The organism is Siminovitchia terrae (genome assembly GCF_003605405.2).
GTDB lineage: Bacteria > Bacillota > Bacilli > Bacillales > Bacillaceae_C > Siminovitchia > Siminovitchia terrae.
On sequence record NZ_QYTW02000006.1, the window covers coordinates 71,803 to 90,472 of the forward strand.

Genomic DNA, 18,670 nt, shown 5'->3' on the forward strand with positions numbered 1-18,670 from the left:
GAAAAAGTATGCTTGAAAAACACGAGTAATTGCTCATGTTATGTCATGAAATTTTGGGGTGATATTATGAATAAGCTTGAGGCCATGCCAGTACCAAAGTTAATTAGGAATTTTTCCACACCTGCCATCATTGCCTTATTGGTAAATTCAATCAACATGGCAATTGACCGTATCTTCATAGCTAAGGGCGTCAATACGCTAGCAATCTCAGCTGTAACCGTGGCTTTTGGCTTGTATCTTGTTATGCAGTCGCTGGCCCAGTTAATTGGGTCTGGGGCAGGTGCAAATCTATCAATTGTACTGGGAAAAAACGATAATGAACGGGCAAAAAAAATTGTAGGTACATCGTTCGTTTTATCATTGACGCTGTCTTTATTAATTGCTGTGTTGGGGATAATATTCCTTAAGCCTGTACTTTACTTATATGGAGCCAATAGTGGAAATATTGATTATGCTGTTGAGTATTCAACCTATTTTCTTGTGGGATCTGTATTCTTTGTTATTTCACAATCAATGAATAGTATCATCCGCAGCATGGGTTTTGCAAAAAGAGCATTCATCAATTTTATTGTTGCAATACTTGTGAATATAATTCTTGACCCTATTTTCATCTTTGTTTTAGGTCTTGGCGTTGGTGGTGCTGCTCTTGCAAGCGTAATTGCAAGCCTTGTTAGTGCAGCATTGACCTTGCAATTCCTATTTAAAAACAATATCGGTATTATGCTACATCACAAATACATGCGCTTTTATCTCGATGAAGTAAAGCAAATTCTATCTGTTGGATTTTCCGGCTTTATTGGACAAATATCTTTAAGCTTGGTTTCTTTGATATTCAATAGAGTATCATACGCATATGGAGGAAACACGGGGCTTGCCGCTTATGGCGTGATATATACCATCGCTATGCTAGTATATATGCCAATAATAGGTCTCGGTCAAGGGATTCAGCCTATTATCGGATACAGCTATGGTCATGCGGCAATAGATCGGGTAAAGGAAACTATGAAATATGCAATAAAGTACGTTCTGTTTTTTTGCATATTCATGTTCCTGTTAATTGAGATTTTTAGTAGCTATATTATTTCAGCATTTGGTGGGAGCACCGATCCTGAACTGTTGGATACTGCAACGTTTGGTATGCGCATCTTCTGCTGTATGGTACCGATCGTTGGTGTTCAAATGATAGGCTCCAACTTCTTTCAGTATATAGGAGACGCTCGGAAAGCAATTTTCCTAAGCTCACTAAGACAGCTAATCCTGCTGATCCCGCTTGTTTATATTTTGCCGAAGTTCCTTGGTTTACTGGGAGTATGGTTGGCTACTCCTATCGCTGACCTTATATCATTTACAGTAGTTGCATTGTATTTATGGATTCAATACAGAAAATTTAAGCCCGAAGTAGGTTTGAAAATCGACGACCAATCATTATAATATGCGCACAAGAAAGGATTGAAATTATCGTTCAAAAGGGTGGCTCCCAAATTTTATTGTTCGTTTAAGATAAATTTATTGGTGGGTATTGTGCTGGTATTGATCCTGGAGCGTCTTTAGCAGGAATTACCATCCCTAATCAAATGCGCCTTGGCGTATTTGCCCCAGATTTTATCGAGCTCCGCTCGATAAATTTCCTCTGAAAATCTGTGGCATCCGCCGGAGGCTTTGACTTTATTCAGCCGGGGTTTGACCCCCCACTGAATGGAATACCAATAGCATTCATCTCACCTTATAGAAGTGGGAGATTTCTGCTGAATGAAGTTAAAAACTTTTTGACAAAGAAAATATGGAAGATTCCCGTTTTGCTTTAGATAATGATATAAAATCCATCGCCCGCCATACGCTAAACATTTTTTATTTAATTCTTGATACTAAAGCGCTTGATTCATGTACATTCCTCCTCATTAAAAATGATGTCAACTAGCGTTAAAAATCTGACATTTTTGTGATATGCTCCAAACCGTCGTGCCTACAGGCTTCAAGGCACTTTTGGAACTGCTTCCTAATGTTTTTTCCCCCTCGGGGGTTAAGGCGTGGCTGTCGCCACGCAGGCTTAACTCAGCACAGCGGCTTTCGCTTCGCCGCCGCAGCGCTGTGCAACCTTTAGCGAGTATGTTTACCTATTTCCTATGCGTTCTGAAAACGATTATCGACACACCCATAAATGACGCACCAATAAACAATCATGGATTCCCCTTGTTTATCACACACCAATTTCCCATAAGAAAAAAACGGATAATCTTCTATTTCTATCTCATTTAACACAAAATGATCTTCAATCCATTCCATTACTTTTTCTTCATATATTTTAGCTTCTTCCACAGAAACCACGTTCCTTTCCATTGTTAACTCACAAAAAACGTGTTCAATAGGAATCGATATTTTAAGAAAAGGTTTATTGAAACTTTCGATATGCTTGATTTCTGACAAGACTTCTATATCCGTAAATATCGTGGACACAAAAAAAGAGATACTGCTCTTTGCAATATCTCTTCATACTGAATATATTTTATTTTGTACAAATTCCACTTGAGCACTGCCTAAAAACGTTTATTTTATAAGGTTTCTTCAAGTTTTCTTATGTCAGCAGGCTTACAGCAGAGGCTTTTTTTAGAGTTGAGGATCCTCTGTCTAACTTATATATAGCGACAATTACTTTAACTGCTTCGATTTTCAACTTGATTTATCCAGTTTAAATCCGCTTCTAAATGCAGCAATAACCCCGTAATTAATAAATATTCATTTTCGTCACCCTGCAATAATAATTCGGTCTTTAATTTAGTTAATTCCATCACTTCATTAATAATCATTGTTTTTTGTTGTTCAAGCATTTGCTTTTCCTGGGCAAAAGAAATTTTACGGGCACAGCTCCATTTAAAGAAAAAATCCTCTTTTGTTGTGTAATAGGGCACAGGTTCCAGTAACCATTTTTCTAATTCTTTTTTCCCTTGGGGTTTTAACTCAAACAATTTTCTTTCTTGATCATCTAATCCTGGAGATGTGACAAGTTGATCACGTACCAAGCGGTCTAAAGTGGTATAAATCTGACCGGGATTAATTTTCCCCTTAATTCCAAGCAAAGAATCCAATTCTAATTTCAATTCGTATCCATGATGTTTTTGACGGAATAATAACGTTAAGATTCCATATTTTACTGACAACTTATCAACCTTCTTTGAGCGATGATTGAATATCTATTCTACTCGCACTTTTACTGGAAATGCAGGCTGCACAGAGACTTAGCAAAACACCTGCAATTATTGCTGATATCATATTACTGAAAGGTAATTGGAAAGACATAAACCCTTCCATTAGCTGAGATTTACTTGTTGCATATATTAAAATGATACCTGTTACAATGCCTCCGATTACTCCTGAAAAGCCAATGAGCATCCCCTCTGCTAATATCATATTTGTAACCTGTTGTTTCGTAAAACCGAGTGCTCGCATTGTTCCAATTTCGGGTATGCGTTCTAAAGTATTCATCAAGAGCGTATTGGCTGTACCAATACTAGCTAATCCGATAATCATAAACAATAAAATTAGAATAAGTTTATTCATACCTGAAATGGCGGATGTAGTGGATTCAATTTCATCTTCGACCGTTTGAACCTTTGAAATATGTTCACCAAAATCTGACCACAGCTGGTCACGGATTGAATCATCCGCTTTATTATTTAAAGATAGCAGCAGATCAAAGCTATTCTTCCATCCAAAATCGTCATTCAAATATACCTGATCCATAAATGCGACATAGCCAGAATAATGTGATGTCTTAACAACGCCAATAACTTCAAATCGTTGTTCACCATTTGGAGTATTCATTAGAATACTTTGTCCAACATTTCCACCCCACTCTTCAAATGCGCGTTCACCAAGTAACACAGAAGGCTTCTGTTTTAACTTTTTATATACATCATTTTCGCGATGTTCTGCAAATAATGAGGGGCCATTTTCGCTTACAGAAATAACGGAAAATTGTCTACTTCTTCCATTACTTGTTTCCCAAGTAATCGGGGTTGCTTCGGTTAACATTTCAACACTTGTAACAGCATTATAAGAAGATATTTTTGCAATGTCTTCGGAAGACCATGGTACCTCAGAAGTAACTCTCATATCTCCCCCATACGTATTTCTAATCTCTTTTTCATACTCTTCGGGAGCCGATTCTACAGCCGCCCCCAGTAACAATATAACCGATATTCCAACAGCTAGAATAGCAGCTGTATTAGCATTACGGTTTAATTGCTGCAAGAGATTTTTTGTAGCCATAGTGCCGGGGTAATTAAACAGAGATTTAAAAATAGGCTTTATCATTTTACTTAAACCCGATAATAGTAGAGGGAATAATAAAATAACCCCTATTAATATAGCAGCATATGAAACTGGATGATCTATAAACACAAAGCATAAAAGTATCGCACCAACAATGGCTCTAAGAAGATACCACCTGGATGATGTGTCCGTTTTATTCGGCATTTTTAATGACAATAAAATGGACGTTTTACCTGCACTATAAATAGGAAATAATGAAAAGACTACAGGGAATAACAAACCTATGATGATCGCCATCATCGTTGGCAGCTTCCAATTTAATGTGTAGACCATATCAAATTCAAATACACTTAACAGAGCTTTCATAAACAGGTCTCCAAGCCATATACCAATCGGTACCCCAACAATTGTACCAATCAATGCCAAAAGTATCATTTCAATAAGAACGAGCTTAGAAACAGAACTTTGTGTATAACCCAGGCTTTTCATTATAGCAAATTCTTTTTTTCTTTCTATAACACTTGTATAAATCATATTAAAAACAATAAACCCACTGATAAACATTGACAACCCAGCTATTAAGTAGAAAAAGGTGTAAAGGCCACCTATATCGTTGCTTTGGAGATCATCTGCTACAACGGGTTCTATGTACACACTAGCCCCACTAAACTTCTGTTGAAAAGAGTGAAAGAGCTTCGTGCCATCACCTTTGACTTGAAAACGCATATAGGAAATCTCATCATTCTTCCCTGTCCACTCTCTTAACATTTCTAGCGGTGCCATAATGCGAAAACTTGTTGATTCAGCACGTTCCCAATTACTAGGACTTGCAAGCAATTGCGTATACTCAACAATGGCCGATACCTTTGCTTCTCCCATATTGGTAAACTCAACCCAATCTCCAACCCCTACCCCTAATAAATTGGCAACAGCATCTGGTATGACTATTCCCTCATTATCTAAGCTGCCTTCAATAACCGGCAGCTCCAGCAAAGGGCTGTTTTGATCATTTACTCCTGTAATTCGTACAGATCTTTCATTCAAAGAGTGATCGCCTTCAAGCTTAAAGAAAGCTTGCTTATCAAGGGCAAGCAGTGTATGAGTAACAGCGGGATCCTTTTGAATAGATGAGACCATATTTTCTGGATAGGTATGTTCATCACTTAAAACCCAATAATCTGCATTAGCGACATACATTTGCTCATAGTAGTCAAAAACGTCATTGGTTGTTTTGTCAGCTATCAACATAGAAGTTAAAAAGGACGTCCCTAGTATTATCGCAAGCAATGTAAAGAAAAACCTTTTTTTGTTTTGTGTTACATTACGCCATGAAATTCGCCAAATATTTAGCATAGTCACCATCCTTCCTAGATATAACTTGATCGATAATCCCATCTCTAAAAAGTATGATACGATCTGCAAAACCAGCTGCGAAAATATCATGTGTAACCATCACAATGGTTTGTTTATGATTACGATGGAACATTGACAATAAACCAAGGATTTCTTCTGCCCTTGCCCTGTCTAAATTCCCTGTAGGTTCATCTGCTAACAAAACAGTCGGGTTATTGACAAGTGCTCGCGCTATAGCCACACGTTGCTGCTGACCCCCACTAAGCAGATTGGCTCGCTTGCGATTTAAACCCGTTAATCCTACAGAATCGATCAATTCATGGATCCATTTACTTTTTTCATTTGTCAATTTTCCATCTGCATGAAGAGGAAAAGCGATATTTTCTTCAACAGTTAAATTAGGTAATAATTGATAATTTTGAAAAACAAAACCAAGTTTTTTTCTCCGAAATATTGTTCTTTCCTTTTCCTTCATTTGGTTTATCGAATGATGATCAATTTGTATTTCCCCATTGGTGGGTACATCAAGCCCTCCTAGTAATTGGAGTAAAGTGCTTTTACCAGAGCCACTTGGGCCCATAATAGCCACGAATTCTCCTTCTTCAATATACAAATCAACACCTTTCAGTACTTGTGTTTTCTCTTGCCCCTGTATAAATTCTTTTTTGAGCTGACTGACTTTAATCATCTCGTTCCCTCCCGTTCAATCTCACCATTAGTATATACTAAGTATATATAAAACAAAAGAAATTTTATGTATATAACTAAAATATCTGCATTATTCTTTAATCAAATGCGCCTTGGCGTATTTGCGCCCAGATTTTATCGAGCTCCGCTCGATAAATTTCCTTTGAAAATCTGTGGCATCCGCCGGATGCTTTAACTTTATTCAGCCGGGGTTTGACCCCCACTGAATAGAATACCAATAGGCATTAAATCTCACCACTTACAGAAGTGGGAGACTTCTGCTGAATAAAGTTAAATCCACAGATAAAGCACACATCCATATATACTAAGTAAATATTTTTTCCAACTTAACTGTAAAAAAAAGCTTATTAAAAAGCGGAAAGACAGATCGATTACTAAATAAGAGGAACAGAAAAGGTCTCTCAGCAATTCAGTGAATTGCTGAGAGACCTTCATGAGGGTTTTTACTGATGAATGTTGCTCTAACCCTTGATATATTTAGAGTTTTCGTTACATCATGCCGCCCATAAGCTTGCCACCAAAATCCTCTAAAACAACCACAAAGAAAACCTGTTAAATCAACCTTTCACAGAAAATCGATAAACAATCCTAAATGATGAATCAATCTTTAATGACCAAAAAAATGACCATGTGTGTGACCACAGTTTTTCAGAAAGGACTTGAGTCAACTTACTAAACAGATTTAGGAGGGCTATCGCATGAAGCTATTTAGAGCAACTGTTATTGCTTTTAGTATAGCACTGGTTGCAACAGGGTGTAACCAGAGCCACGGACTAAAGACAGCCACCATTGACGATGTACAGCAGATGTTAGATGACCAAAAAGACGGTTTCGTTGTCATTACAAATGAAACCAGTGCTCCATTCTTAGATGAAACAGAAAAAGCATTACTAGAAAAAAAGGAATATGCTTTGCAATTCAATGTCTTCCGCAATGACGGTAAAAACGAGAACCCAGACGGTTTAAGTAAAAATCCTTTCCGTTTTGAAATGCAGCATGTTAATACGATTTACTATCTGAAAAACGGAAAGGTCTATGGAGAATACGAATTAGAAACTCATGAAGGGCTGCGCCAGGAAGAGGAATTACGATACTTTATTGATTCCATGACTGGAGGTGCGACCAATGAGTAATAAAGAAATCGCTCGAAAGCTTGAGGAATTTCAAGACTACCTAAGCATTTCTAATATCTTCACAGACATTATTCGTTGGATAGGATGGGTATTCGTCAAAGGGCTTGCTTGGATTGTCGATAAGTTGGAGACCGTGACAGATGACATTCTGTTGGTCAAAAGCTTTTATAATAACCCTGAAATTGTAGCATTTGTAGATTCAATCAAACCAGTTCTATACATCTTGCTCGCCTTTTCTTTGCTTTATACAGGATATCTCTTGATTTTCCAAAAGAAGTTCAATCGTGAAGGAATAGCGATCAACCTTTTTATCGCCCTAATGGTCATTCTTGCTCTAAATGCTGGAATGGACAAGGCTGACGAGTTTACAGACGCTGCGATTGACGCTGTAAAGGTGAATTCACTTTATCCAACTGATGAATCCTCATTGAGTGGTTCGATTATTCATCGAAACATTGTAGACCTTTCGGAGATTGATAAAACCAATTGGTCATCGACTGAACTGGACGTACCGAACAGTGTACCACCTAGCAAAATTACCAATATTAATGTCCGAGAAAAGTACGGAAAAGACACCGAAGGTATATCTACCGAAGGAAAAGAAATTTCTAAACATACGCTCTCGTTTACTAATGCCGGTGAATACCGTGCCGAAAAGCTGGCTCAGTCAGGTTTGGAATGGAATAACGAATACTATTTCCGTTACTCCATTAACTGGTTCACCATCTTTGTCACTTTAGGCGTCATTGCCTTTACACTGTTCTCCATCTCGCTTAAGTTGGCAAAGTTGTTCTTTGAACTGACTTTCAACTATATAGTAGCGCGACATTCACGATGGGCAAAAAACGAAGAAGATTATTCAGGCGATATTAAACACTTTTTTCGCCACTATCCTTATTTTTCTATCAATGAAGGTGTATATGATTGGCACAGCATATATGGAAGAAACGTTAGATACCTTCCCCTATCTCATTGCGTTAATCGCCTTCTATTTAGCAGTCATTGATGGACCGAATATTGTTAAGAGACTATTCGGCATTGATGCTGGATTAAAAAATGGATGGGGTATACTCGCCGGAGCTTATGCAGGTAGCAAATTAGTATCTAAGACTGGAAAGTTTGCCGCAAAAAGTGCTGATTTCATGACGGGTGGCAAACTTAGCGACGCAAAGAATCAGTTTGGAAATCGTAACCGTAAAGGAGTAAGTAATACAAAAGCATCTTCGCCTAACGCATCAACAAAAGAAGGACTTCAAGCAAATGCGAGTAATCCAACAGACGTAAATAACGACAACAAGAATGTTTCCTCTAGCAATATGGACAATCAAACTGATGATTCAGCAGGAAGATCTGAAAGTGCTGCACCAAAAAGCATCTCAACTCAAACTGAAAAAGAACAGACACCAGGACAGCGCAAACAACAAAGAGCACCTTCTCCTAATGATGCTGAAAGAAACTTGTCAGCACAAAGCAGAACACTCTTTGGTGAGGCAAAACAAACGATCGCTCCACCCTCTTCAATGGATGCTAGGCTATCGGATGTTTCCGAGCAAGGACAAGGTACTGGAACGCTTTCTAACATTGTTCCAACAGTTGGCAGCAGTCCGCTAAAACAGAACACAGGTAACGCACAATCAAACGGCCCAGACAGTACTCAAAAGCTACAATATGCACAACGCCCAAGTGTGCAAACAGACATCGATATACCGAATGAAATCGACCAATCCAGTGCAACAGCAACACGCACAGTAAGTTCTAGCAGCGGTAGCGCTGTTCAAGACAACAATTCAACCAATACTTATACAGTTACGAACCAACAGAGCGCAGAGCATACTGACCAGGTAAACTTTCAAACAGCACAACAAACTTCTCACAGAACTGTCATGGAGCAAGAAACACAGCAACATGCAGCTTCTCATACAGTGAAGCGCAGACCAAGTTCGTATGAGATTCCTAGTACGGCAAGTATTCAAAAGTTGAAATCAAGAACATGATACACCTTTTTTCTAGTAACTCTTTTGATCCTCATTTAGAAAGGAAGGAATAATATGAGCAAAGATTTTAAGGAACCTCAATTTCGTGTAAGATTACGACCCGTCCACAACGACTATTTAGAAGACTACATGATCATCAATGATTACAAAACTAAAAGTGCAGCATTAAACGACATTTTAAAAGAACATAAAGAATTGAATAAGAATAATTGGAATCTCCAGTATATCTCCCATACAGTTGCCGAAATTGTGAATGATCGAATTTCAAATGAATTGAACCGAGTTCGGTTAGGAACAAATAACACGGACAGGAACACGCAAATATTAATTGAATTATTGCAGGGCTATATGGAACTTCAAAACGTACAACACATTCCTACAACGGATATGTACAAGCCTGAATTTCTCTGCCATACCGAAGAAGTTGTCCGCAGCAGAATAACCAAAATGAAACAGCGAAAGGACTCGAAAGTGAAATGAAGTACAAATACAAAGAGTTCGATTTATTTACCGCAACTGACATTAAACAAATGGTCAATCACGATATAGACAAAGCTCTTGAATTATTTGCTGACAGTTATTTTGTACCTATAAAATGCAGCATGACTTGATACAGCTACGTAACCTTATCGAAAACAAAAATGAGGAACTTCGACAAGCAATTGATCTGTGTAGACAATGTCTCAAATTAGTTGAGACAACAATTCAAAATCGAAAATAAAAATCAAAACCACGTTCCTATAAAACAGGAGCGTGGTATTTTATTATGACATTCAATTTTTGAAAGCTTGTGAACAGAAATCCGCACACAATGTATATATTCCACTCTCCAAATTCAGAAATCACTAATCATTCTTCACAATCGCGCCCTTTAATGGAATACTTAAAATAAAATCTTAGTCTTAAAGTCATAAAGTCTTGTTTCACTACGGCAAGTATGAATTTTCACAATCCTTCTATTAGCAAAAATATATCCGAATTTGACAACTAAATGTTTAATAAAGTTGTTTGTACCGTTTGTTGTTTCCAACGCTCCCGATAAAATTTTATGCAAACCATCTAATAGGGATTTCTAGGTGCGCTGGATTATTCCTATCCCATATCGGATCAATATCCTCTTCTTTTAGATTAGGGGAATATAATAGATATTTAACTAAATCAGGCGACAAACGGTAGCGCACTTCCCCTTTAACTCTATCAGTTACAATCTCTATTTCAGATAATCTATTTTTATTTTCCATATAACATACTGTAAACCCGTAATTTAATTGGTTTAATAAAACTATAAATTTAAATTGCCCTTCCCAATAATCATCTCTTAATTCATTTACTCGTTTCTCCAAATCAATAAGCTTTGGGCTTTCTTCTTCCAAATTAATTTCTTGCAAATAAATTCTTTCATGATCTAAGAAGCTAGAGGAAACTAACAATAAATCATCTCTTCGAGTTAATGATACTTGATAATTTAAATGAAGATTTCTCTCCCCATTACCTTGAGTTACAGCATACATTAAATAAGTGGTATTCCACATTCTTTGAACTCCTCCTGTATGTACAAACCCCCCAAAGAAAAAGCCACCTACATCAAACAACATTAAAGGATTTTTAATGGCGAAATTTTGTAAATATGCAAGTGCATAAACTAAACATTTTCCATCTCCAAAATTATCATTTGTTATGAAATCAACAAACTGTGAGCTTTTATCACTTAAATATTCGTGTTCTCTTCCACTTCCTAGATGTATTGATGAATGTTCTTCTTTGAACTGACCGTTACCCATGTAATTATATGAATACAACTTAGGCCTATCTTGTTCCATAAAACCCACTAGTAACTCTATACGAGAAAATGGACCAGCTGATAACACTCTTTCGAAAGCAGTTATTGGTTTTAATCCATTTTCAAGTTCTTTTGTAAAGATTCCAATTACCTCTAAAGCATTATCAACATCACCTGCAAAAGTAACCAAAACATTACCAGGTAATTTAAAGACTTTATACCTTCTATCTTGCATAGTTTTATTTTCTTCCATAACAAATTCACCAAAAGTAGTATATTCACCAAAAGCTTCATCAATTTCTTGATTTCGTCCACTTGAAGTCATACTATCAGCTATTAAAAACACTGCTGTTTTTGATTTAAATCCAATACAATATGTCACACTTCTAGCCTCCCAAGTAAAATATTTTTTCACTAAATGCCCCGTTACTTTATGTATACATTTTCACGATCTCCTTTAAAATTTACCATTTAGATTTAATTTTCTTAATAGGAGTTGCTCCACATTATGGCACTTTAATGAAAACAAGCGCTAATCCTTGTTACAGAATCGCGCCTTTTTGTAGAATAATAAAAAATCCTATAACATCCTCAATGCCATAATAACCTTATCAACATCATAGGTGTTTGTTGGAATAACCGTTGTATAATTACCGTTATATCCTACTTGATAAGTATTTAATATTTCAGCTGCAAGCTCAATTAAATTTTCGATTTCTTTATATGTAATTGGGAATTCTCTTCCTAATGCTTCTCTATCTTTAAAAAACTTTTTATCATTGTGAGCAAAGGCTTTATCTCTCCAAGCTATTAAATTATTAATTATAGGTTCAACCTCATTTAATCTTTCCCTATCGTTAATAACAGTTGATTCATCAATATCTGATATTCGCCCAAGTTTCTTCTTAATAATTGGATCGTTTGAAAAAATCTTTTTATGATTACCCTCAATAAAGTTTAAAAACTTATTTATGTTTTTACTACCTCTAGAGGCTGGTTCAAACAATCTCGCTAAACCCATAATTGCAGAATACTGAAAAGAATGTATTGTTAAGCCGAAAAAAGCAGGTGCTTTGTTCATCAAATCTAAGTTCTCTTTTTGATTCTTTTTTTGCTTAAGATATTTATTTAGTAGATAATAACTATTTAATTGATAAAGTTCTTCTAAAAGACCCTCTACATCATCTACAAACTGGTTAATAATATCCTGTGACATATGAAAACTCCTTATAAAATTACTACTAAATCCAAGTCACTCTTACCCTGAATTGGATGTTATATCAATCCAAATTTTACCATAAAAAGCTATGTAGAATACAAGGAGTCTTCCATAAAATGGCCCGTTTGTGGAATACGCAGTTTACTATAACCTTCTCTTAGGTGCTTGAATAAAATTTATTTGAAATTCCTTCTGCTCAATAAACTTCTGTTTTTGTTCGTCTGAAAGATATACTTTATCTTTCCAAAGAAATGCAGCATCTATTATGGTCATGTCTGTATAATCTAATGATTCCAAAGCATTTTTAAGATATATTTTCCATCTTAAATTCAAGTCAATATTATTCTCACAATCAGCATAAAAGGTATTCTGTAAATATAGTTCTTCATCACAACTTAAATAGAGTTCAGCGATAATATCTAATAGCAAAAATATACGTATTGTGTTGTCTCTTAAAACTATACTATCTTCAATATTATCTAATAGATGTAAAGTCCGATTTCTATTGAATTCCTTCTTTACACCTTCTTTTGAACGATTGAAATTAAGATAGAACACTTCTCTAATCATAAAATCAAAATACCTAATTTGATTACTGATCCATTTTTGGAACTCGAGATTAGAACTGCACTCATTATTCCTTTCATTTAAATAATTGACTAGACTACCTGTGAATATAGATATTTTGAAATCACCATTTTTTTTCGACCTAATTTCAGGCTTTTCAATAGACCATTTTCTTAATACCGCTTCTACAACCGGCACCAAACTCAAGTAGGAGCATACATTATTTCCTATCATTAAATCGTAGGTAGCACTTTCAATTACTTTCATGAAGTTATCAAATATGTTTGCTGGCATATATCTGTATTCAATTTGATAAGCTCTTTGCCATGGATTCTTTACCATCCTCAAAATTTCGCCATCCAGCCCTCCCCAAGCCGGATCCGGATTCTCTAAGCAGTTCAATAATTCATGTACCCTAGTTCCCGAAACGCAAGGATAAGGAGGGATAGTAAGTAGTTTTTCACTTAGTTGTTTGTCTAACTTCTCATACGTTTCCCACAAATTCATTTAATCACCCCGAAAGCAATTTGCCATACTGGTTGTATATACTTCAGCAAGATCAATATTAATCGAAATGATCGACCTATCTTTAAACTATACGTCTATTTACTAAAAGAACTTTTCAACTTTAGTTGCATGAAAACAGCTATTTAACGTGTGAATAGTGACAGCGTTAATTAAAATTCAGTTAGAAAGAGCATAAGGGAAAATTGTCCCCACTCGCCATGTGGAACCAGGCAGAGCCTGATATTTTCATGGGGGCAAATTTTTAAAAGTTGTCACACGCCTGTGACAGATAAATGATTCACTGTCACAACGTTGTGACTAACTTTTATATTTTGATATCACCGAAACATCAGGCTTTGCCTGATCTTTCACGAGAAGTGATAGCTGTTTCTCCTTATGCCCTTTTCTAATAAGCCCATAATATTTTGTTTAACAATATAGTTGTTCTGGCTCACAAATACAGCAACTTAGTTTTCTAACCATTTACTAACTCAACCGCCCTTACAGGCATTTGACCGATGCTTTCCAAAAGTGCATTGTATTGTTCAGGATCTTTCTCTAAAATTTTCTCCATAATAATACATACACATTTCTCCATTTCCTCAACATCTATAGGCTTCCAACCTCTGTCAATATATACTAAATGAGAGCCTTCATTTATCACCCTATTAATAAGTGCTGGTATATTCCCCTCATCGAATAATCTATGGAGATTATCTATTGGGTTTTTATTATTAGGGTATTTATAAAACAAATAACACTCTAAAAACTTTCTTATGTTGTTTGACAAATTATAAAATTGATTATAGGTGTTTTCCAATAACTTTTTCCTATCCCCACGCACTTGTTTATATACACTATATAGTTCATTAAATAGGTAATTAAATTCTGTCACATAGTCCCTGATGTGTTTGGGCATTTTTATTAAGAAGCTTCCTGCAATATTCTTCTTCATTCTTCTCTCGATCAAGAAGTAATTAATGTCTGTTTTATCATTAGGTTTAGACAGCCTTTTCAAATACTTTAAGAAATCTAGATTGTGCGTCGAAATAAATAATTGACGATAGTCTCTATTTTTGGCTATTACACTCTCTATCAAACTAAACGTAAAATATATATGATTTCCATCTAAGCTAGAGATTGGGTCATCAATATATATTATTAATCGGTCTTTATCGGATTGTAATTCGTCTTCTAATCTGGCAATAAAATAACAAAATGAAATTAAGCTACATTCTCCCTCGCTTAAATTTTTTGCCTCTCTTCCATCACGCAATATTTTAAACTTAATATTGGGATTTTGACCTTCAGACACCAACATCAAAGCATTATGACCAAAAAAGTTAGAAAGATGCTCATTTACTAGTGCTGCACCTCTACTCTCATCCTCTAATTGTTCTTCAAATTGAGATATTTTTAATATTTTTTCCGATATTTCATCTTTTTTAGTTACGACACTAGGCTTAAATTCCTTAATCTTAGCATCCATCTTGCTTATTTCTGTCATATTTTTTGTATACTCAATAAGTTCAGAGAATCTAGCAACTTCATTCTTCAGTAACTCTTCTCTGGCTTTTGCTTGTTCATTATATAGATTAAGTGTCCTGTTATTGTTCTCCACTATTAATTGGTTAACTTTTATTAATTCTGCATTGAAAACTTTAGTATAATTTACAATATCAAGAGCAGATCTTTTTTCAAATATATTACCTATTCTCTCATTTAACTCTTGTATAAATGTTAATATGCCTGTTAAAAAACTTCGTTTCACACAGTCAAAATCTTCTGCAACTACACTATACTTTTGACGACTATCCGAATAAAAATTATTAATATCAGGCAAACTATATTGAGATATCTTCTCATTTAACAAAGTAAATTTTTTTACACAGATATCCATTTCATTTCTAAGTTTCTCAGATTCTTGGTTAAAATGCTTGTCCAGCCTTTCCCATAATTCGTTATCAATTAGATTTCCGCAAAAACCGCAGCTATCTCTCTTCTCCTTATGTAAGCCAATTCCTTCTCTTACCCAAGTCTGCAGTATTTTATTATTAATCAAATCAAGAATAGGTTCCGAAGGATTTATGTTTTTAGTCAGCAGAAAATTCGCATGATCGGAAATTTCAAGAAACTCATCCGTTAATAGTTGAACTTTATGAATTTCCCTTCTAGCATCCTCTTTCAAAAGTTTTCGCCTTATCTCAATGTCCTGATCATTTAGTTTATCTGTAGTAGAGATGATTTTAATATCTTGCTTAATTGAGGTAATATTATATGTAGGAACATTATATATATTGCTAGCATTCTTTATATCTTGTGCTTTTTTTCTCAGATATTCATCTAATTCTCTACATTTTTTGTTTTTCTCATCTATAAGCGACTCTAATTCTTTATCTAAAACACTCTCTTCATACAATAATCCTTTTTTTGTTTCAATACTACCTAACTCATTTCGAAGCTTAAGTATTTCCTTTTCAATTTCAACATTCTGCTCTCCTAAAACAGCAAATGACTGAATTGTTCCCTCATCGTTGTAAAACCAACTTAAATTCGACTTCACAAAATCTGTATTATATACACGTATTTTTAAATTAGACTGATCCTTTATATTATCTTGGTTTATAACTCTTCCGTTTTGAAGCAGTATATTAAATCCTGGCCTCTCAAAGTCTTTATGTAACTCCTGAAGTTCTAAACATCTAAATATCCGTGATAAAGTTGTCTTGCCTGCGTAATTTCTTCCGTAAATAATATTCATCGACTTAAAAACAGCGTCATCTTCATTACCAACATGCTTTTTCCATTCATACTCTTCAAAAGCACCAAAATTTGATATATCAATCTTTTTAATCATTTTTGTTCCCCCTTTGTTTTGTTAAACCGTTACCAAAGAGTATTGTTTGTATTTTTTAGTTAAGAAATAGCTAAGAGTCCACTGTTAATTCTACCACTTTCAACATAAATATTTTTTCAGCTCCTCTGCTATACAAATAGTCCTATTACAATGATACCGGTGCTGACAGCTTGTCACAATACAGTGACAGATATTTGGAAGTGTTAATAGAGAAATGTGACACATCTCCGCTATAAAACCTGTAATTTTGTAATTCCCCTTCACAAACCGCATTAAATCAACAAAAAAGAGGATTACAAGTTGTAATTTCACTCGTAACCCTCTTACATTTTGATTGTAATTTTTCTAGTAACCTCTTTGTATGTAATTTGTTTTGTAACCCTTATGACCGTTGTTATGACAGGCTTTACAGCTCTTAAATTACAAAATTACATGGGACTAGATTTAAAAACTGTTCCTAGAAAAATTGAACCCCTGCTCTTCTATTAGCTCTTGATTAACTTGGATAGCGCGCTTAATTCGATTGCAAATCGCGAAAGATGAAGGCTTACCGAACGACTATGAGTTCTTCAGTCTTCTCGCTTATTCCGGCATGCGAATAGGAGAAGTCATTTCACTTCAGTGGAAGGACCTAGACTTTCGGAATTCGTCTCTTTCGATTACGAAGACCTACTATAACCCAAGTAACAATAAGCGTGCATTTGAATTGCAAACACCTAAAACAAGGAGCTCCATGAGAAAGATACTGATCGATTCAACCATCATGGAGTTATTAAAGGAACTAAAGGAAAAGCAAAATGAATTTATTAAGAAAAATAAACGCTTATACAAAGATCAGGGTTTCATTTTCACTTGTTCGGAAGGCTATCCGTGTACAATTAAGCAATTTTCCAACCGTCTACAGCGCCTGCTAGCAAAAATGCCCGACTTATGTAAGGACATCACGCCACACTCATTTCGGCATACACACGCTTCGTTGTTAATTGAAGCAAATGTTAATATGAAAGTTATCTCCCATAGGCTCGGGCATTCTTCAGTAGCGACGACAGACGAAATTTACGGACATCTAACAAGAGGATTAGAAAAAGAGGCCTCTCAAAAATTCAGTGAATTAATGAGAGACCTCCATATTTAGAGTGATTTCATCGGCGCTTATGACCAATAAAATGACCACGGTATGAAGAGAAGTGCTCTAACCCTTGGTATATCAAGGGCTTAGAGTATTCCTTACATCATGCCGCCCCTAACATGCTCGCTTATATATATTTCTACTAAACTATATAATCATTGTTAAATCAAGAGTTTGTGATTCTTTAGTAAGGAATACTTATACCATTTTATACTGTTTAATATTTAATATGTTGTTGAAATGTTGTTGCACTTTATTTTTCTTTCTCTGCGTCTAAACAAACCGTCTCTTTTTGTTGGGCCATTCTTAACGCTTCTTCTTCAAATGCCAAATACTCTTCCCATTCAGCGAGCATTTTATCCTTCTTTTCCTGTTCCCATTCTTCCCGTGTTCGGAAACGGACGATATTTGTCAAAGAATACACCTGCTTTTTTATTATGTTAGTTTTCTTTGATTATAGATCATTCGAAACACATTTAATAGGAAAACAGGAAAACAAAGAACGCCCCTTATTATAGTGTGTTTGTCTCACAATGATTTACTTTTCAAAGACCGACCTTTGTCAGAAAATCCACTACATCCCTTTCATTCTTCCGCTCGAAAATCTACTTCTTTTAATTTCTCCGATTTTAACACCCATGTTTCCGGCTTATAATATATATTGGACCGGCTGCCACAAAACGGGCAAAATAATGCAAAATCATCTTCTTTAACAAAGGATTCCTTATCACAGGAATCGCAAGTAACGGTGATAACCCTCACGGCAACCCCCTCCCAACTTTTTTTCTCTTCTTATTTATAGGAACGATTTTTAGGAATAAAGGTTCCTGAAACGAAAAAAACACACCCAAGATCGGCGTGTTATATAACCTTTTCTAACGGTTTTTTCTCTTTTTATGCAATATTAACTCATTGATAATTAGAGCAACTGTTGATGGAGCCATAAAACACAATAAAAGAAAATAAATAATATGATACTCCACAAATTCTTTTTTATTGAGCATGACTAATAAAAAAGTAGAAATAAGAACACCCAACAACATAGGATAAAAATTATTATCTGGTTTCATTTTATCATTCCCTATACGATATTCCCTATTGCATCTGTCATTACAACTTTTTACCTTGTAGGATAAAGTCGTTCCTCACGACGA

Annotated in this window: 17 protein-coding genes and 1 pseudogene; 6 read left to right on the forward strand and 12 right to left on the reverse strand. The window is 35.4% G+C overall.

Annotated elements, in window-relative coordinates; translation table 11 throughout:
* Positions 1-66: 66 nt before the first annotated feature.
* A complete protein-coding gene (locus D5F11_RS08420; RefSeq protein WP_185830585.1) occupies positions 67-1,431 on the forward strand; it encodes an MATE family efflux transporter in 1,365 nt (454 codons plus the stop codon).
* Positions 1,432-2,121: 690 nt separating this feature from the next.
* Here the strand turns inward: D5F11_RS08420 and D5F11_RS08425 are convergent.
* From D5F11_RS08425 to D5F11_RS26195, 5 genes are all read right to left on the reverse strand, one after another.
* Positions 2,122-2,337: a hypothetical protein gene (locus D5F11_RS08425; RefSeq protein WP_120117283.1), complete on the reverse strand. Its 216-nt coding sequence runs from the start codon at positions 2,335-2,337 to the stop codon at positions 2,122-2,124.
* A gap of 314 nt (positions 2,338-2,651) precedes the next feature.
* Positions 2,652-3,155: a PadR family transcriptional regulator gene (locus D5F11_RS08430; RefSeq protein ID WP_120117277.1), complete on the reverse strand. Its 504-nt coding sequence runs from the start codon at positions 3,153-3,155 to the stop codon at positions 2,652-2,654.
* A 4-nt stretch (positions 3,156-3,159) separates the two neighbouring features.
* Entirely contained in the window at positions 3,160-5,622 is a 2,463-nt protein-coding gene (locus D5F11_RS08435; protein ID WP_120117276.1) for an ABC transporter permease, read from the reverse strand.
* On the reverse strand, positions 5,591-6,310 hold the full coding sequence (locus tag D5F11_RS08440) for an ABC transporter ATP-binding protein (RefSeq protein WP_120117275.1): 720 nt from the start codon (positions 6,308-6,310) through the stop codon (positions 5,591-5,593). Before D5F11_RS08440 ends, D5F11_RS08435 begins: the two co-directional genes overlap by 32 nt.
* Positions 6,311-6,407: 97 nt before the next feature.
* Entirely contained in the window at positions 6,408-6,548 is a 141-nt protein-coding gene (locus tag D5F11_RS26195) for a hypothetical protein (protein ID WP_185830586.1), read from the reverse strand.
* Between the two features lie 480 nt (positions 6,549-7,028).
* On the opposite strand from D5F11_RS26195, the gene D5F11_RS08445 reads away from it, so the two are divergent.
* The 4 genes and pseudogenes from D5F11_RS08445 (at position 7,029) to D5F11_RS08460 (ending at position 9,937) form a co-directional block, all read left to right on the forward strand.
* Complete coding sequence (locus tag D5F11_RS08445; RefSeq protein ID WP_120117274.1) at positions 7,029-7,463, forward strand: hypothetical protein; 435 nt, start codon at positions 7,029-7,031, stop codon at positions 7,461-7,463.
* Positions 7,456-8,274: pseudogene (locus D5F11_RS08450) on the forward strand (pLS20_p028 family conjugation system transmembrane protein); the annotation flags it as partial. The gene D5F11_RS08445 and the pseudogene D5F11_RS08450, both read left to right, overlap by 8 nt.
* A gap of 55 nt (positions 8,275-8,329) precedes the next feature.
* Positions 8,330-9,457, forward strand: coding sequence for a DUF8208 domain-containing protein (locus tag D5F11_RS08455; RefSeq protein WP_484385942.1), 1,128 nt, complete (start codon positions 8,330-8,332; stop codon positions 9,455-9,457).
* 54 nt (positions 9,458-9,511) lie between these two features.
* Positions 9,512-9,937: a hypothetical protein gene (locus D5F11_RS08460; protein WP_120117271.1), complete on the forward strand. Its 426-nt coding sequence runs from the start codon at positions 9,512-9,514 to the stop codon at positions 9,935-9,937.
* Between the two features lie 566 nt (positions 9,938-10,503).
* Here D5F11_RS08460 and D5F11_RS08465 read toward each other — a convergent pair.
* The 4 genes from D5F11_RS08465 to D5F11_RS08480 all read right to left on the reverse strand — a co-directional run bounded on the left by D5F11_RS08465 (position 10,504) and on the right by D5F11_RS08480 (position 16,387).
* The gene (locus D5F11_RS08465) at positions 10,504-11,652 is read right to left on the reverse strand and encodes a hypothetical protein (RefSeq protein ID WP_245998150.1); all 1,149 of its coding nucleotides are present in this window, start codon (positions 11,650-11,652) and stop codon (positions 10,504-10,506) included.
* 165 nt (positions 11,653-11,817) lie between these two features.
* Complete coding sequence (locus D5F11_RS08470) at positions 11,818-12,453, reverse strand: AbiU2 domain-containing protein (RefSeq protein ID WP_120117269.1); 636 nt, start codon at positions 12,451-12,453, stop codon at positions 11,818-11,820.
* A 147-nt stretch (positions 12,454-12,600) separates the two neighbouring features.
* Positions 12,601-13,530, reverse strand: coding sequence for a hypothetical protein (locus D5F11_RS08475; protein ID WP_120117268.1), 930 nt, complete (start codon positions 13,528-13,530; stop codon positions 12,601-12,603).
* Between the two features lie 475 nt (positions 13,531-14,005).
* On the reverse strand, positions 14,006-16,387 hold the full coding sequence (locus tag D5F11_RS08480) for an AAA family ATPase (protein ID WP_120117267.1): 2,382 nt from the start codon (positions 16,385-16,387) through the stop codon (positions 14,006-14,008).
* A gap of 523 nt (positions 16,388-16,910) precedes the next feature.
* Between D5F11_RS08480 and D5F11_RS08485 the strand changes: the two genes are divergently transcribed.
* Positions 16,911-17,522, forward strand: a complete 612-nt coding sequence (locus D5F11_RS08485) for a site-specific integrase (protein ID WP_120117266.1) — start codon at positions 16,911-16,913, stop codon at positions 17,520-17,522.
* 247 nt (positions 17,523-17,769) lie between these two features.
* On the opposite strand, the gene D5F11_RS26200 is transcribed toward D5F11_RS08485, so the two are convergent.
* The 3 genes from D5F11_RS26200 to D5F11_RS08490 form a co-directional block, all read right to left on the reverse strand.
* A complete protein-coding gene (locus D5F11_RS26200) occupies positions 17,770-17,931 on the reverse strand; it encodes a hypothetical protein (protein ID WP_185830587.1) in 162 nt (53 codons plus the stop codon).
* Between the two features lie 170 nt (positions 17,932-18,101).
* On the reverse strand, positions 18,102-18,278 hold the full coding sequence (locus D5F11_RS26205) for a hypothetical protein (protein ID WP_185830588.1): 177 nt from the start codon (positions 18,276-18,278) through the stop codon (positions 18,102-18,104).
* Positions 18,279-18,391: 113 nt separating this feature from the next.
* The gene (locus D5F11_RS08490) at positions 18,392-18,586 is read right to left on the reverse strand and encodes a hypothetical protein (RefSeq protein ID WP_120117265.1); all 195 of its coding nucleotides are present in this window, start codon (positions 18,584-18,586) and stop codon (positions 18,392-18,394) included.
* Positions 18,587-18,670 lie beyond the last annotated feature (84 nt).